Raw genomic sequence first — 16,089 nt, 5'->3', positions numbered from 1 at the left:
CTTGAACAGGCTTCAGTATACTCCGATCCCTCAATGAACTATACTTATAAGGGGACAACATATCCAACTTGTGCACAGGCATACTATAGAATGCTTGCATTCGTTGAGCCAGATAACATACCCGGCCTCTACACCTGGATGCTGGATCAAAACATTACAAAACCCATATTAATGCATGGACCGGGCGCAGTAATATGGGTTGATGATCAAGGGAACTATCATGATCCCGTTAAAGAGACGTTCCCAGGACTTATCAGGATAGCCTGGTTCCATAAAGCCTACATAGGTGATAATAATCCACCAGCACCATACGTATACAATCCTATATCTTATGGCCAGGGGGCAGGGTGGTTCGATTTCATCGGTTATGCAGCTGAGTACTGGAGTGATAAAAACGTTGTTATAACCGTGGCGTCGGAATCTCTCTACGGTGACTACGAACCTGCATGGGCTTCCTTATATTATGGTGTACCATTGGATGGGCCTAGATTCGTTGAAAACTTGTTGAAGTGGTGGATAAAAGTCGTTATACAGCCGAGCTACATGGCTGAGAATGTTCTTGAGGTAAGTGATCCAACTGGTGATGACAAGGGCCAGGGAACCATTCTATATCCTACCAACACTGTGTTTAAACCCGGTGTATTTGACCTAGTTAACTTCAGGGTATTACAGGACGAAGACTTCATATATCTACAGGTAAAGGTCGGGGATCTTGGGGGCAATCCATGGAATGGGCCAAACGGCTTCAGCCTACAACACGTCCAGATCTACATTGGGACAACAAATAAATCACTACCAGTCAATACTTCTACATTTGGCCTACATGTAGATCTCGCGCCAGGCTGGAACTACGCGATAATAGCAGTGCCTGGTTGGGGTAATACACCATATCCAGATGGAGAAATATCAGCCCTATATGGGGCTGATAATAAGCTTATAGTAGATGAATATAACAATGCCACATTATTCGATGTCTATGCTTATACTGACATCAATATAATCGAGGTTAAAATAGCAAAGAGCCTCTTAAGTGATGTAGACAACATCGGGAGCTGGATATGGTACGTCTTTCTAGCTAGTTACGATGGATACGGTGAATTAAAGATTCGGAGTATACAAGCCGGTGACCCGGGCGAGTGGGCACTGGGAGGCGGTGATGCAACAGCCATACTTGCTGGCGTGCAGCCGAAAGTAGTAGACTTACTAGCTCCAACGGATCAGGATCAATATAATATGTTGAAGAGTTATGATGCGAGCGCTGGAAAGCTTGCTGTGGTTTACGGTATAAAGGGTGGTGTAATATACTATCCTCCTGTAACAGTAACTGTTACCACGACTGTCACTACTACGGTAACTGATACGGTGACATCAACTGTTTCTACAACCATAACAACCACAAAGACCGATACAAGTACGAGTACGCAATACGTATCCGAGACTGTTACCCAGCCAGATATGACTATTACAGGAATAGCTGCAGTGGTAGCTCTAATAGTGGGTCTAGCCATTGGAATGTTATTAAAGAGGAAATAAATGGGATCACTTTTTTTAAATATCTTCATTAAATAGTCTTACTTCCCGGTAAAATACATTCTCGGCGGAGGCTTTTTCTAGGCCTCTTGAAAGCCCTGGCCGGCTTATTCCACTTTTTAGAACTGTTCATATAAAAATTTATATTATAATGTAGTGTATATATTCAATTTTAACAGGGGGAGTATATCCATGACTCATGCTCTCACTAAGCTTCAAGCACTATTTATTTCAGTAGTTATCATAATAGCAGTAATAGGGGTATTCCTTGGTACACAAACTCTGATTCCACCAGCTATAACTACCACAACTACAACAACTACGACCACTACCACAACACCTCCTACGACTACAACAACCACCACAACGACTACGACAAGTAAGCCTTCATATCCTGAGTATCCATGGCTGGATCAATTAAAGCAGATGACCACCGAGAGGAATGTAGAGCTAATAGTGATAACAAGGCATGAACAATCCATCCTAAGTGAGACTACAAAGGAGTTCCTGAATTCTCCAGTAGCGAAGGAGCTGGGTATAGTCAATATACGGTTTTTATCTGTGTCAGCTGAATTATGGTCCAGCTATATTGATAACGCTGCCAAGGCGGGTAAGCCAATAGACATAGCATGGGGTGGCGGTCCTACACTATTTAACACTATGGATTCCCTGGGATATCTCCTACCTATTAACCTAAGTAAGCCTGAGTTTCAGGCAATAAAATATGAGATGGATAAGATACCGAGGATTATAGGTGGGGCCGAGGCATACAAGGTTGACCAGAATGGATTAGTACGATGGATCGGGGCTAGTGTAAGTAGCTTCGGCTTCACAGTGAACCTCATACGCTTAAACCAGTATGGATTACCAATACCACAGAAATGGGAGGATCTAGCGAGCCCTGTTTACGCAAAGTACCTGCCCGATATACCACAGATATCTACAGCTGATCCAACCATGAGTACAAGTAACACTAGGATCTTTGAGATAATTTTACAGGCTAAAGGATGGGATGAGGGATGGAGGATTCTTACACTACTAGCTGCAAATGCCATAATATATTCTGGAAGCAGCGATGCCCGCGACGCAGTGATAAAGGGTGATGTAGCTATAGGTACGACAATAGACTTCTACGGTTACATGGCTCAGCAAGTTAATCCTAATTGCAAGTATATAGCACCTCAGGGAGAAACTATAATTAATAGTGATCCAATAGCAATCCTAAACACCACGAAGCACCTGATCCATGCTGTAGCTTTTGTTGCATGGGTACTTAACGAGTATGGCGGGCAACAGGTCTGGCTCAATACTGATATCAATAGGCTGCCAGTGAATCCATACGTCTTCAATACAACACAGGGTCAAAACAGGCAAGACTTAAAGCAAGCCTTCCAGGATGCATTGAATGCGCAGAGTATATTATTCAACGAGACTCTTTCAACAAACTGGGTATACTCAATTATGTACTACTTCAAGGCTACATTAGTGAATCCACATGCCGATCTACAAGCTACATGGGCAAGAATAGCCCAAGCCTATTTGAATGGTAAAATAAGTAAGGAATGGTTCGACTACTTATCCATGTATATATCAAAACCACTCACATTCACGGATCCTGTAACGGGTAAGCAAACCAATTTTACATTGGATTACGCAGTGTTCATTAATCAGAGACTTCAAAAGGATGCAGCGGTGTACCAGTCGTTAATGAGTCAATGGGAGCAGCTGGCTAGGCAGAGGTATCTTAATGCATTAAACCTGTTAAATGACGCATTAGCTGGAAAACCAATCCCTTCTAGCTGAATAATTTATTTCAGAGCCATATTTTTTAAACCCTTCTCCATCATGTATAAAACAAAACATGGCGGGGATCACCATTGAGTAGGCCCAACACACTATTATTACTTACCAGTTTGTTGTTTCTAACGTTATCAGTTATTATTAATAATATTTTAACGGCAGATGCTTCAAAAATGATGAATCAATTATTAATCCTAGCAGGCATAGTAGCTGGGTGTATAATGGTTTTAAAGAATGCCTATAGCTATGAGTATATTAAGTATAGTTTCTCAATGAGCTTCATCGTGATAGCATCCCTCATATACTTATTCATAATATTGTTAATTGACGCTTACGGGTACCCCTTATCAATTGCAGGGTTCCTAGCACCACTTATAGGCGTAGGAATATCTGGATACATAGTGGATAAGATCCGTGAGTCGAGGAAGAGAACAGCGCTTATTGGTAAGGGAAGAATCACGCTGGCACGTAGAATACGGAATACTATTAACCAGCTTGATGCTACAATGTGGTTCTTCATGGTTTTCGGGCTAGCTTACTTAGTATTATTCATGATTGTACCAATATTCTTCGTGTTATTATATTCTTTTACCCCACCAGCTGGAGGTGAATGGTGGAGCAACTTCTACAACGTGTTAAGGACGCGTAGCTACGTAAACCTTGAGCCAATAGATAAAAGCTGGTGGAAACTAATAGAGATGCCTAGCGGTGAGAAGCTACTGGTTTTGAAGGGCGTTGACTATGGCCCGGTGGTTAATAGCCTGGTAATTGCATCTGTTGTAACGGTTTTTGCCACAATTCTAGGGGTAATAGTAGCATACGTGCTAGCCCGGTACAAGTTCCCAGGGCATATGTTACTCCGTATCCTAGCATTAATACCATTATTTAACACTCCTTTCATCAATGCATATGTGGTTAAATTAATATGGGGACCAGATGGACCTGTTTCAGCCTTGATCAATGCATTGTTCGGGTACAAGTTAATGATCCAGGGATTAGCAGGGGTTATTGCAGCTCAAATAGTGACTTTCTTCCCAATAGTGTATCTCAACGCGTATAATAGCTTCATAAACATTGATCCATCAACAGAGGAGCAGGCCGAGAATCTCGGTGCTAAAGGATTCAGGTTATTCAGGACGGTGACCCTGCCTCTCGCTTTGCCAGGTATTGCGGCTGGATCGATATTAGTATTTGTCTTCAGCCTCGAGGACCTAGGGGCACCGATAGTTTTTAATGCTCAGAGTCTCATGAGCTACAAGATATTCATGGGTATACGCTCGGCCACGGGGATTATTGCACCTGAAATAGCTGCGCTCGGCATTATACTACTACTTATAACTCTTGTCTCATTCCTAGCCATTAGAAACTATGTCAGTGTAAGGAGTTATGCGATGATCAGTAGGGGAGGTAGATTCAATCCCAGGATAAGACGCCCTGGAGTATTAGGCTTAATAACAGTGTACCTCGCGATATTTCCTATAGTATTATTCGCCATGCTTCCCCAGGTAGGCGTGGTGCTGATATCGCTTGGAATACTCAAGCCTTATCCAGGCGCCACCGGCATCGAGTTATCCATACCTGATAACATCTTCATATATATTAGCAAAGTATTATCTGATCCCTCCATATATCGTTACCTGGTCAATACCCTGGTATATGCCGGCATCTCAGTGATACTAGCGGTATTCCTGGCTACGGCTGTAGGCTATAGTGTGAGCAGGTTGAAGATAAAGTGGCTGGCAAACATTCTAGATGCATTATCTACTTCTCCTCTAGCGATACCGGGATTAGTGCTGGCTCTTGGCTACTACTATTTCTTCTACATGCTTGCAGAGGCTCTATCCCCGATTATACCAGGGGCTCTAACATACCTAATGCCTGGCAGTCTATCTTTCGCTGTCTGGTTCGTGTTCATCATAGCTTTCAGTGTTAGAAGACTTCCATATGTGGTGAGATCAGTATTCGCGGGTTTCCAGCAGGTTCACGAGAACCTTGAGGAGGCTGCAATGAATCTCGGTGCATCCAGGTTCAAGGTGGTCTTTGGAGTTATACTGCCATTCATAATTGGATATATATTAAGCGGTGCGCTCCTAGGCTTCATATACATGGCTACAGAGGTATCAACAAGTGTAACCTTCGGCGGGATGAACAGTGATCAGGCACCATTAACATACTACATGGCTCAAAACATTGCGGGTGCGGCTGGCCAGGGACCAATGCTTGTAGCTGCCATGGGCACAATACTTATATTCATCCAGTTAATTGTGGTCGTAATAGTAGTATACGTATTTAAACAGAGGTACGCTTTTATAGGAGTATAAGAAGGGGTGGGGGATTTGACACGGGTTAAACTTGAAGGTGTTTCAAAATACTATGGAAACGTGATAGCAGTTGAAGATGTCAACATTGAAATACAGCACGGTGAATTCTTCGCGATCCTAGGGCCCAGCGGGTGCGGTAAAACCACTACTCTTAGAATAATAGCCGGCTTTGAAACACCCGATAAGGGAAGGGTTTATTTTGACGATGAAGACATCACCTTTGTAAAGCCATATAAAAGAAATACCTCAATGGTCTTCCAAAACTACGCCCTATGGCCCCACATGACGGTGTTCGAGAACGTGGCTTATGGATTAAAGCTTAGGAAGAAGGAGCTTGGATTAACTGATGAAGATATACGGAAGATGGTTAAGGAGGCTCTTGGACTAGTAAAGCTCTCAGGAATGGAGAATAGATACCCACTACAACTCTCGGGTGGGCAGCAACAGAGGGTAGCACTTGCAAGAGCCCTGGTTGTTAAACCCAGGGTACTCCTCTTAGACGAACCCCTGAGTAACCTGGATGCAAAACTCAGGATCGAGATGAGAGAAGAATTAAAGAGGTTACAGAGGAGCTTGAATTTAACCACCATATATGTCACACATGATCAAGTAGAGGCAATGAGCCTTAGTGATAGGATGGCTGTAATGAATAAGGGAAAGGTGATACAAGTCGGCTCGCCGCAGGAGTTGTACTTTAGGCCTCGCAGCCTCTTTATAGCTGATTTCCTAGGTAGGAGCAGTATTTATCCAGGCGAGTTAGTGGCACATAGCAAGGACTATGTGGAAGTAAGGCTTGAGGATGCAGACATAGTTGTTCGAGGTGTTTCACCGTTTGAGAAGCTACCGAGCAAGGTATCCGTTGTAATACGTCCAGAAGTGATTCGTTTAGGTAGCAGTGGGTCAAGTGGCGACACCGTGGTTAAGGGCGTCGTTGACTTTGCAATGTTCCTCGGTGAGAAGATAGAGGCCAGGGTTAAGATAGGGAAGCTGCCCCTGCTGGCATATCTGCCTAATACTGTTGAGGTGAGTGCTGGTAGCGAGATAGAGCTGGTTTTACCGTGGAGAAACATTATTGTTCTTCCATCCGAGTAATATTCCAGCTCGTGTCACTCCACTTAGCCATGTATTTTTCGATAACTAAACCGCCTCCCTCTAATACATGTAACTCTATATGTAGATCAAAGCCTTCGGTCTCGAGAATAATGTATGATGGTTTAAAGGATCCTCCTCCACCGCCCCATACACCGGTTAAGGAGCCTGGGTTTAGGAGAAGTATGTTTCTCTTTACACCGGTCTTAATGAATGGCGAGTGAGTGTGACCTGAAACCAATATGTCTACACCAAGCTCTATTGAGACCCTGGTTAACCCCATTGTATCACCACGTGGATGAATTCCATCCCCATGAATTAACCCGGTTTTCCAGGCATCTATATTCACTATACGGTTTCTCGGTAGAGGGAGGTAATCCATGTTACCTCTTACAATAAGTACTCTCCCACTCAGTTTGTTAAGCCAATCTATAACCTCTCTTGAAGTTAAATCACCGGTGAATAACAAGTAGTCGAAGGGGGACCTGTACTCTAATTGTTTTTTAATAGAGGGATGGATTCTTTCGGCTCTATCAGGTATATGTGTATCCCCGGCCAAGAGTATCCTCGTCTCTCCTCACCCCGCTGCCTAATGGCTCTTTTTATTCATCCAGTATGTTTCTCCCTGAAAACATGTTGTTTAAAGTCTTCACAGTAGCGGTGTTTAATGGGAAGGGTATTAACAGGTATAGTAATATCTTCACATCATCACTCAGCATAATGTTGGATAGTGTTTCCATTGGAATGCATGTAGAGCCAAGATATCCCTTGATAAACCCTTGGAGTCTATCCAGGTATGTATTCTGGTTTAAAATACAGTTGGTATAACAGCTTATGGCTAGTGTTGATATTAAGACGATCAAATCCCATATAAAGTGTTCTACATTCCTGGTTTCAATTGCTTGCTCGGCATCAATGATGTATATTTCTCCACCACTATGTATAAAGTTAGATATCTTTGTATCCCCAATAGCCCAGTTGCTACAGTGTAATCGCCCTAGGAGTTCCCCTAGTAGTCTGTATACCTCTAAAGGCATTGTATAGGTTAGCTTTTCGCCCTCTACATAGCCCCTGATTATCCTCTTACCTATATAATCCACTATATATAAACTAGGCTTACTAAAGCCTGGTGTACTAGTTTTCAGAAATGCTACCTCTCTCTCCATACGGCTCCTCGGATTCAGGACAAATGGGTACATTTTTATTGAGAATGAGGATAGGTTAACCATGAACCACTTAATTAATCCAACCTCTCTTCCATATTCTTTGACAACTAATTTTTTCGAGCCAACCATTATAACTGATGTCTGCCTCGAGAGGCTATCCAGTACTTCAAGGATGTTTATATTCAAGACTGCTCACTTTAATAGGTATTCAGGAGGCTCTATTATTTTTTCCCCTGCAACTACCTGATCGATGCTATGTATTACACCGCCCTCTTTCTCTATGATTTTCCTCACATCATCATAGTCTATGTTGATGCCTTCTATTATAACTAATATGTTCTGTGTATCCACATCTACTTCTTTAACGGTAATACTAACCGAGTTAATACCACTTATCTCTATAATAGATTTAGCCAAGTCGATTATTGACACACCTCTAACCGGGTATAATACGTCCAGCACTATTCTCTTCAACACCTTCTTCACCAGGCCTGAACCCTACAACCTAGATAATTAAGTAGCTTACTAGATTTTTAAACATGTGAAAAGCCCAGGGGAGTCCTCCCTGTTCATCCCTGCCCCGATGCGGGGGTGTTGCAGGGATCATTATAAATAAAACGGTTGGGGTGATATAATCATTAAGTTTTCATGGAATTTTTTGTATTTAGTAACAATAATGTTTGTTTTACTTAAATATTTTGATGATGATGACTCGATAAATCCTAGGATCTATTTATTAATTTAGAATTCAAAAATGATCTTGTGGTGCGTAATAAATGGTACTAGCCAAGATACGCGGTAACACCAGTGAAAACGCTGTGATTATTGATGGAAATGTAATAGAGATATCATTGAAGCCTAGGAAGAGAATGATTTCGCTGAGAGTGAACGAGGAGGATTTAGAGATTATTGATAAATTCGTCGCAAAACAGGGCTCAATATCCAGGACACTGTTATTGACACGGATCATGGAGGCTATTGCAGAGGGGGTGAGGAGGAGTAATGGGGAAATAACCTCTATAACATTGTCGTTTAAGACTAAGTCCAAGGAGACTATCTCGATACAGCTTAATTTAAATTAAGCCGTTTGTTAAGCATTGCCCACACTCTGGGTTAATCAGGGTACCTTGCCCGCTCCTATTAGCTCCACTATGAATTTCACTATGTCTGCTGGGAGACTTATTTGGTGGGCTAGTTGCTCTACTATAATGTTTTCCCCATATTTTCGTAGAGCTTCCTGTACTGCCTGGACGGGCTCTATATAATATACCCTTCTCCCTTCTTTAACCTTCGCAATTATACCTATCTTGTTCAACCTGGAGAGATATCTAGACTCGATTGTCCTAGCTCTCCCAGTATACTTGGAGACGTCTTCAGCTGTCACTTTCTTTAATGTTATTACGGCTTCAAGTGTTTTCAGTAATGGGGGTGTTAGTACTATTCCGCGTTTAATTAGGAAACGTATATCGTATATACTGTCATATCCGATATTACTCATAAAATCACCGTGTTCACTAAATAATTCGTATTAAAAACTTATAAATTTATACATAATGAAAGCCCGACCTTCAGGATGTGGAGGAGATCATGTGAAAAAGTATACTGTGTCTAAGATACCATTAAGTACCAAGCAAACAAGTTAACCGAGTTAATAAGCATGGGCGATCACTTGTTAAGCTAACTGGTTAAACCTAGTGATAGAGTATTATGGTTAAGGCAGCTTAAGGGGAGCCATAGGATTTTAAGGGAGGAATAGTTAAATGTTATAAATAATGACCGGTGGATATCATATGAGCTTACCTAGAGGACGCTACTTCGAGGCTATACTTTCAAGCGTTATAGAGCATGCCAAGATAGTCAATAAGGGTATGTCAAAACTAGTAGAACTGGTCTCTAATATACCTAGTGGAGTCAGCGCGGTCTCAACGCTATATAATGAATTAAATAGTATTGAGGAAAAAGGCGATGAGTTAAAGAAAGAAATGATCAAGGAGTTAAAGGTGGCATACCTGCATCCGGAGGACAGGGAAAATATTCTGAGATTCGTTTTATCCCTTGACGAAGCCCTCGGTTTCGCGAAAGCTGCTGGTAAGAGAATACTCCTTGTGCTAGAGTCAGGTGTACCAATACAAGAGGGGATCCAGGTGTTAATGAAGGAGATTGCGGATAAGAGCCTTGAGGCATCATTCAAGATCCTGGAGCTATTTGAGGCGATCAATAAGGATCCTAGGAAGGCGCTTGAAATAACCCATGAGATAGAATTCCTGGAGAAGAAAATAGATGAGCTAAGACTTGAAGCAGTGGGAAAGATATACCTGTATTGCAGCAAGGAGGTTAAACCAGAGTGTATAGTAATCCCGCCTATAATAGAGGACCTGGAAGGAATAAGCGATGTATTCGAGAACATAGCTGACATCTACCGATTGTTCACTATATCGAGATAGGTATGGTTTACCACAAACAGGATAGGTGATTTTTTGATAGCCTGCATAGTTCCTGCAGCAGGGCTAAGTACTAGGTTTTCATGGAATAAACTACTCTATTTATTCGATGAGGAACCCGTTATTATACGTACAGTTAAGAACATATCCAGCTCCAGGTATGTATCCAGGATCATAATTGTAACAGGCTATGAGTCAGACAAGGTGTCTGAGACTGTTAAGGAATACATAGGCGACTCAGAGAAAAGAATCAGGATAATATATAACCCGGAGTATACAAGAGGGATGAGTTCGAGTATTAAGAAGGGTGTAGAGTCTTTACAGGGCGAGCTTCACTTGTTTAAGGGGATAATGGTGAACCCAGGTGATGTAGCCTGGGTTCATCCAGGCATATACGACTATGTGTCTATGAGGTTCCTGGAGTCAGGTAAGAAAATAGCCGTAGCTTCATACAGGGGTAGAAGGGGTCACCCAATAGTTTTCTCAAGTGATTTATTCATTGATTTAACTGGTATAAGTGAGGAATCAAGGGGTCTTAAAGCCGTGGTGGAGAAGTATATTAGTGAAACACTGGTTGTTGAAACAGGCTATCCAGGCGTCCTGCTAGATCTAGATACCGTGCTTGATTTAAACAGGGTCAAGGAATATTCGTGGAGATAGGGGTTTATCAATGTATAGAAGCAGAGATATAGCCATACAGTTATCAGAAAGGATCAAAGAGCTCTCAAAAAAGATACTCGCAGAAACAGGGAGGGATGAATTAAATATAATGAATTTCTGCGGAACACATGAATGGACTATAACGCATTACGGCTTAAGATCCCTAATGCCCCCATCAGTAAACCTGGTAGCTGGGCCGGGCTGCCCAGTGTGCATCACCCCGGGATATTACATTGATATATTAATCGATGCGAGTTTTGAAAGAAACACCGTTGTCCTCACGTATGGGGATGCATTCAAGCTACCTGGCTCCAGGAATAAGTATCCAAGAAGCCTTTTCCACGCTAAGGCCAATGGGGGAAACGTGAAGGTAGTATATAGTTTTCAGGATGCTGTTAAAGAAGCTGTGAGGGAGCCGAGTAAAAGACATGTGTTCCTAGCTGTTGGATTTGAGACTACGATGCCTGCTACAGCCATCCCGCTTGTAAGCGGGAAGATGCCTAGAAACCTATATATTCTATCAGCATATAGGCTTACACCACCAATAATGAGATTCCTCCTTGAGAAACACCCTGAGATAAGGCTTGATGGAATAATAGCTCCCGGCCATGTCTCAGCAGTGATCGGGGCCAACTCGTGGAGATTTGTTGCTGAAGAGTATGGTATACCAATAGTTGTCTCGGGCTTTGAACCACTCGATGTGATTTTATCCATTTATATGATATTGAAGAATATTGAGGAAGGTAGACCTGGGTTAATGAATGAGTACACCAGGGTAGTCAACCCGGATGGAAACACATACGCATTAAAAGCTATTAGTGAAGCATATACTGTGAAAGACAGTTATTGGCGGGGCATAGGATCAGTTCCATTAAGTGGCGCAGTGCATAGCCCTAGGTATAGCAACCATGATTACCTAGAGTCAATGGGGTTTAAGGAGACAATAACCGATGATAAGCATCCTGGTTGCATATGTGATAAGGTGGTTCTAGGACTCGCTAAGCCAACACAATGCCCCCTCTTCATGAAGACTTGTACCCCGAACAACCCGTATGGACCATGCATGGTTAGCTCCGAGGGTACTTGTAGAATATGGGCTGAAAACATGCCTGTGCTACATGGAGCGGTGTTGCAGTAATGATAAGTAAAATAGTAATCCTGGATGGATACACCGACGAGCCAGCAGGCCTTGGAGTACCTCCATACATAAACACTTATCCGAGGCTCGTTGCGGGTGCAGTATGGAATAGGGTGAAGGATGCTGATATAAAATACTGGACGATAGATGATGCAAGAAGGAACTTTGGTTCATTTATAAAACAGGCAAGGGAAAGCCAGCTCCTAGTCGTCATAGGAGGAGCTGAAGTACCTGGTAAATACCTTGGAGGCAAGCCACTAAGTATACAGGAGCTTGAAACAATACTGCTCTTAACTAAGGATGTAAAGAGGATCCTCATAGGTCCAGCGGCCAGTCATGGATTCGGGAGTGGGGGAGGAAATATAGCTGTAGAAATAGGGAGGCTGAGGAATTTGTTCACGGAAATAGTGAGAGGCGATCCAGAGATATATATTGACGAGTTAATGCAATACGGCTTCGAGAAGGCCCGTCCATGGCTGCTCAGAGAGAACTACGAATTAGCGGATAAAGCGTTTAGGCTGGGGGCTAAAATAGTCCTCCAACATCCTAACTACGGTAGAAATCTCGTTGTTGAGATAGAGACGTATAGGGGCTGCAGCAGGTGGATAACAGGAGGTTGCTCATTCTGTATTGAACCCAGACATGGAAGACCGTTAATGAGGAGCTTGAAGGGTATTATTGAGGAGGTGGAAGCATTATATAGGCTAGGAGTTAGACACATCAGGCTGGGAAAGCAGCCTGATATATTGGCATACATGGCTAGGGACATCGGTAAACAGGTGTTTCCACGTCCGGATCCCGAGGTTATTGAAAGACTTTTCCAAGGAATAAGAAACGTTGCACCTGGATTGATCACATTACATATAGATAATGTAAACCCAGGTACAATAGTGCATTACCCTGAGGAATCAATTAGAATACTTAAGACAATAGTGAAATATCATACACCCGGAGACGTTGCGGCTCTGGGAATAGAGAGCTTCGATGAAAAAGTGGTTAATATAAATAACTTGAAAGTGTACCCTGATGAAGCGTTGGAGGCTATACGCTTAATAAATAGGGTTGGAAGGGAAAGAGGATGGAACGGCATGCCCCATCTACTGCCTGGAATAAACCTCATTTATGGTTTGCCAGGCGAATCAAGGAATACCTACCACACGAATCTAGAGTATTTAACCAAGATAATTAGAGAAGGGTTGATGGTAAGAAGGCTGAACATACGTAGAGTAGCTGTTCTAGAGAATACGCCTTTATGGTTGAGGAGAGATGAGGTTGAATACTTGCTTAAGAAGTACAGGGATCTCTATAGGTTCCACCGGGTAAGAGTAATGCAGTTATTTGATAAGATAATGTTAAAGAGGATACTTCCCCCTGGTACAATACTCTATTATCTCATAGCTGAGAAAAAATCATCAAGCCATACAATAGCCAGGTTCCCAGGTAGTTACCCTATCGCGGTCAAGGTTAAGGGGGAGATACCTTTATGGAGTATCCTAGCTGTAAGGGTGAAGGGATACTCAGCTAAAAGCGTGTCTGGTGAACCTATATCTCTTAGAAACCTCTGAGCACTAGAGGTATTTACCGTTTTTCTCAATGATTTTTACCTCTACCTCCCCGTCTTTCTCATCTAGTATTATCTCGGGAGCACCATAGATGAGGTTGTGCTTCATAGCGAGGGGGTCTTGGTATGCACCTGTGTCTAGTATTGCGATATAATAATTCTCACCCTTTATTGGCAGGTGTAATGGGACTCCTCCAAGCTTGAGTCTTCTACCAGGGATCAACATGAGTCTTAGATCCATTTTAGTAAACCAGTCGGATGCCTCGAGGGGTGTCTTTACATGGCTTATATACTCGTTGATCTCCCCCATGCTGTCACAGGTTAGATCCCCTAGTACCGCTAATACATCGGGTTTCTCGTTTAGTCTCTGCGCTGGCACAGCCTGGAAGTACTGGTTTACCAGGACTGAATCGGGGATATCGGCGAATATCGAGAAGTTCAGAATGTATCTTTTAGAAGGCGAGGTGACCAGCTTGTATAGGAGGGGATCGTTTATCACGGATTCTATCTGGGACGGCTTGTTTCTAACCAGCTCATATATTTTAGCTAGTAACTCATCCCTTACCTTAGATACTACATCCTCAGCCAACTCTCTCTCCTCTAACGTGTATTGATGCACTTGCTTACTCTTGTGAATATACTTCTTGTATTCGTTCACCAGTTTCTTCAGGTCATCTATAGATCTCACATTACTTAGGAAATCCTCCACCTGGGCACTTCTTAAGGATTGTGCCTGCTCTGTTGAATAAGGGCGGATGTCGACAACTTTCGCAACAAGTATTCTATGAGCTGATACAACGTATCTTCCCCCCTCATATACCAGGGTTGGGTGTTTTTCAAGCCTGCTGAAGACCTTAAGGATGTGGTTGAAGTATTCTATTAAACCATAATCCGGCGACTCAATTGTTCCATCCCTAGTATCTAGGTATGGGTAGGCTAGCCCACCGCCTAGGTCTACTATTTCTATACTGGAGAATCCATGTGACTGCAGCTGTGTGAATATATTGTAAACCTCGTTAATGAATGCCTCCATATCACTCCATTTATAGATTTGCGATCCTGGGTGTATGTGGAGGAGGCGACCCCTCTCCTCTATCCACTTGTATTCCTCTCTGAGTTTCACGAGAGTGTTTACTGTTAGCCCAAACTTGCCTTCTAGCCCAGCTGAATGAGCCCACTTACCTCCAGGCCTGAAGAGAGGCTTTATCCTGAGCCCTATTTCGAACTCGGGGTACTTTGATAGGATGTCCAGGTCGTGCTCACTTTCCACGTCGATTATTACTCTCCAGCCATTCTCCTTGAACCTTACTAAGATCTTCATAACACTGTCTGAAACTACTCCATCATATATGAGTATCCTGCTGCCTTTCTCCAAGTACTTTGAGAGTAATTCCAGCTCTCCAAGGGAGCCTGTGTTGAATCCCCATTTATATTTTTCACCATACCTCCATATAGCATCTATAACTACTTCTATAGGGTTGACCTTCATAGGGAAAACTGGTTGAAGACTGCCTTTAAAACCATGGACTTTAGCCAGCTCTGTGAATGCCTCGTATACTGTCCTAATTGCCCTTTCTATTAATGGAAGTACCCTTATATATGCTACATCGAAACCATGTTTTTCCAGTAGGTTTTTTACTCTTATTTTCTGCTCTCCAAGACTTATTACTAGATATCCCTCTTCATCCACAGTTATAATGCTTCCCCTGATGCTATGGTTCAGTCCCCATAGTTCTTTCGCTACGTTGATATCCCATTCTTCCCTATTCATCTCTTTTTCATACACCTAGAGGCTTACTGTGTCTTCAATTAATACTAAGGATTTTTAAGCTTAAACTATTCAATTTCTTCAATTGGCACATGTGATCGAGATAGTATCTCATCTACTCTTTCTCTTTCATTTTTCGCATTCATGAGCTCCGTGAGAATCCTTTCCCCAAGTATTTCTATTAAACCCTTCAACTTATTCTTGTCTTCATCGCTTAAATCACTTGAATCAATGCTGGACTCCAGGATTTTTAATTCCTCGAGCAACCTGAGGTACCTATATAATAGCATGTCCTCGAGTTCTTTAGCTCTTAAATCAATGTATATACTTTTATCTACCCTATCCATTGAAATCCCGAGAAGACTATCCACTATAAAAGGGTTTTAAATTAAGCTCTGCAGTAATACCTGAACCTATATTCAATGTATAACTAGTAATTGAGGAGCGGTCCCCCGGTCCGTGAATCAATCATCAATCATTTAGGAGGGCTCCGGTCATTCCATGGTAATGATATGTGTGAAAAAGGTAATTAATCTTAATGGGTAAGGATACCCTTGTGATAGTCATGGGTGGCAGGAAAATAGGTATTTATTTACCAGGGGACCTCGAAGAATT

Annotated in this window: 15 protein-coding genes; 9 read left to right on the top strand and 6 right to left on the bottom strand. The window is 42.4% G+C overall.

Going from position 1 to position 16,089, the window contains the following annotated elements; genetic code table 11:
• The 4 genes from ACP5N5_RS02325 to ACP5N5_RS02310 all read left to right on the top strand — a co-directional run.
• Positions 1 to 1,533 (top strand): glucodextranase DOMON-like domain-containing protein (locus ACP5N5_RS02325; RefSeq protein ID WP_428132242.1); only part of this gene is annotated, 1,533 nt, incomplete at its 5' end.
• A 189-nt stretch (positions 1,534 to 1,722) separates the two neighbouring features.
• On the top strand, positions 1,723 to 3,333 hold the full coding sequence (locus ACP5N5_RS02320) for an ABC transporter substrate-binding protein (protein WP_428132237.1): 1,611 nt from the start codon (positions 1,723 to 1,725) through the stop codon (positions 3,331 to 3,333).
• A 74-nt stretch (positions 3,334 to 3,407) separates the two neighbouring features.
• Positions 3,408 to 5,651, top strand: a complete 2,244-nt coding sequence (locus tag ACP5N5_RS02315) for an ABC transporter permease (protein ID WP_428132232.1) — start codon at positions 3,408 to 3,410, stop codon at positions 5,649 to 5,651.
• Positions 5,652 to 5,666: 15 nt separating this feature from the next.
• Positions 5,667 to 6,743, top strand: a complete 1,077-nt coding sequence (locus tag ACP5N5_RS02310) for an ABC transporter ATP-binding protein (protein WP_428132225.1) — start codon at positions 5,667 to 5,669, stop codon at positions 6,741 to 6,743.
• Here ACP5N5_RS02310 and ACP5N5_RS02305 read toward each other — a convergent pair.
• Genes ACP5N5_RS02305 through ACP5N5_RS02295 form a run of 3 tightly spaced genes read right to left on the bottom strand, consistent with a single transcriptional unit; the run spans position 6,721 to position 8,392 of the window.
• Positions 6,721 to 7,299 carry a YfcE family phosphodiesterase gene (locus ACP5N5_RS02305; protein ID WP_428132219.1) on the bottom strand — a complete coding sequence of 193 codons (579 nt, stop codon included), beginning with the start codon at positions 7,297 to 7,299 and terminating at the stop codon, positions 6,721 to 6,723. The genes ACP5N5_RS02310 and ACP5N5_RS02305 overlap by 23 nt on opposite strands.
• Positions 7,300 to 7,342: 43 nt before the next feature.
• The gene (locus ACP5N5_RS02300) at positions 7,343 to 8,092 is read right to left on the bottom strand and encodes a serine/threonine protein kinase (protein WP_042667477.1); all 750 of its coding nucleotides are present in this window, start codon (positions 8,090 to 8,092) and stop codon (positions 7,343 to 7,345) included.
• 6 nt (positions 8,093 to 8,098) lie between these two features.
• Positions 8,099 to 8,392 (bottom strand): DUF211 domain-containing protein, encoded by a 294-nt coding sequence (locus tag ACP5N5_RS02295; RefSeq protein WP_012608311.1) that lies wholly within the window; start codon positions 8,390 to 8,392, stop codon positions 8,099 to 8,101.
• 290 nt (positions 8,393 to 8,682) lie between these two features.
• Here ACP5N5_RS02295 and ACP5N5_RS02290 point away from each other — a divergent pair, with 290 nt between their 5' ends.
• The gene (locus ACP5N5_RS02290) at positions 8,683 to 8,988 is read left to right on the top strand and encodes a hypothetical protein (RefSeq protein WP_428132209.1); all 306 of its coding nucleotides are present in this window, start codon (positions 8,683 to 8,685) and stop codon (positions 8,986 to 8,988) included.
• 35 nt (positions 8,989 to 9,023) lie between these two features.
• Here the strand turns inward: ACP5N5_RS02290 and ACP5N5_RS02285 are convergent, their stop codons facing one another.
• Complete coding sequence (locus tag ACP5N5_RS02285; protein ID WP_428132203.1) at positions 9,024 to 9,404, bottom strand: transcriptional regulator; 381 nt, start codon at positions 9,402 to 9,404, stop codon at positions 9,024 to 9,026.
• Between the two features lie 292 nt (positions 9,405 to 9,696).
• Between ACP5N5_RS02285 and ACP5N5_RS02280 the strand changes: the two genes are divergently transcribed.
• The 4 genes from ACP5N5_RS02280 to ACP5N5_RS02265 are packed head-to-tail and all read left to right on the top strand — an operon-like array spanning position 9,697 to position 13,710.
• A complete protein-coding gene (locus ACP5N5_RS02280; RefSeq protein WP_428132196.1) occupies positions 9,697 to 10,350 on the top strand; it encodes a DUF47 domain-containing protein in 654 nt (217 codons plus the stop codon).
• A 33-nt stretch (positions 10,351 to 10,383) separates the two neighbouring features.
• The gene (locus tag ACP5N5_RS02275; RefSeq protein WP_042667480.1) at positions 10,384 to 11,007 is read left to right on the top strand and encodes a nucleotidyltransferase family protein; all 624 of its coding nucleotides are present in this window, start codon (positions 10,384 to 10,386) and stop codon (positions 11,005 to 11,007) included.
• Between the two features lie 10 nt (positions 11,008 to 11,017).
• Complete coding sequence (hypD, locus tag ACP5N5_RS02270; RefSeq protein WP_428132191.1) at positions 11,018 to 12,145, top strand: hydrogenase formation protein HypD; 1,128 nt, start codon at positions 11,018 to 11,020, stop codon at positions 12,143 to 12,145.
• On the top strand, positions 12,145 to 13,710 hold the full coding sequence (locus tag ACP5N5_RS02265) for a radical SAM protein (RefSeq protein ID WP_428132184.1): 1,566 nt from the start codon (positions 12,145 to 12,147) through the stop codon (positions 13,708 to 13,710). The genes hypD and ACP5N5_RS02265 overlap by 1 nt, the downstream gene beginning before the upstream one ends.
• A gap of 3 nt (positions 13,711 to 13,713) precedes the next feature.
• Here ACP5N5_RS02265 and ACP5N5_RS02260 read toward each other — a convergent pair whose 3' ends face one another.
• A complete protein-coding gene (locus tag ACP5N5_RS02260; protein WP_428132178.1) occupies positions 13,714 to 15,477 on the bottom strand; it encodes a decarboxylase in 1,764 nt (587 codons plus the stop codon).
• 65 nt (positions 15,478 to 15,542) lie between these two features.
• Complete coding sequence (locus ACP5N5_RS02255) at positions 15,543 to 15,821, bottom strand: hypothetical protein (protein WP_276814429.1); 279 nt, start codon at positions 15,819 to 15,821, stop codon at positions 15,543 to 15,545.
• Between the last annotated feature and the right edge of the window lie 268 nt (positions 15,822 to 16,089).

The organism is Desulfurococcus sp., assembly GCF_049970475.1.
Classification (GTDB): Archaea; Thermoproteota; Thermoprotei_A; order Sulfolobales; family Desulfurococcaceae; genus Desulfurococcus; species Desulfurococcus amylolyticus.
Note: the sequence above shows the minus strand (reverse complement) of the source record. Positions and strands in the feature narration are given on the sequence as shown.

Coding starts and splice junctions, on each gene's coding strand:
- ACP5N5_RS02280 (WP_428132196.1), top strand. CDS start 9,697: ATGAGCTTACCTAGAGGACGCTACTTCGAGGCTATACTTTCAAGCGTT.
- ACP5N5_RS02255 (WP_276814429.1), bottom strand. CDS start 15,821: ATGGATAGGGTAGATAAAAGTATATACATTGATTTAAGAGCTAAAGAA.
- ACP5N5_RS02260 (WP_428132178.1), bottom strand. CDS start 15,477: ATGAATAGGGAAGAATGGGATATCAACGTAGCGAAAGAACTATGGGGA.
- ACP5N5_RS02285 (WP_428132203.1), bottom strand. CDS start 9,404: ATGAGTAATATCGGATATGACAGTATATACGATATACGTTTCCTAATT.
- ACP5N5_RS02290 (WP_428132209.1), top strand. CDS start 8,683: ATGGTACTAGCCAAGATACGCGGTAACACCAGTGAAAACGCTGTGATT.
- ACP5N5_RS02265 (WP_428132184.1), top strand. CDS start 12,145: ATGATAAGTAAAATAGTAATCCTGGATGGATACACCGACGAGCCAGCA.
- ACP5N5_RS02320 (WP_428132237.1), top strand. CDS start 1,723: ATGACTCATGCTCTCACTAAGCTTCAAGCACTATTTATTTCAGTAGTT.
- hypD (WP_428132191.1), top strand. CDS start 11,018: ATGTATAGAAGCAGAGATATAGCCATACAGTTATCAGAAAGGATCAAA.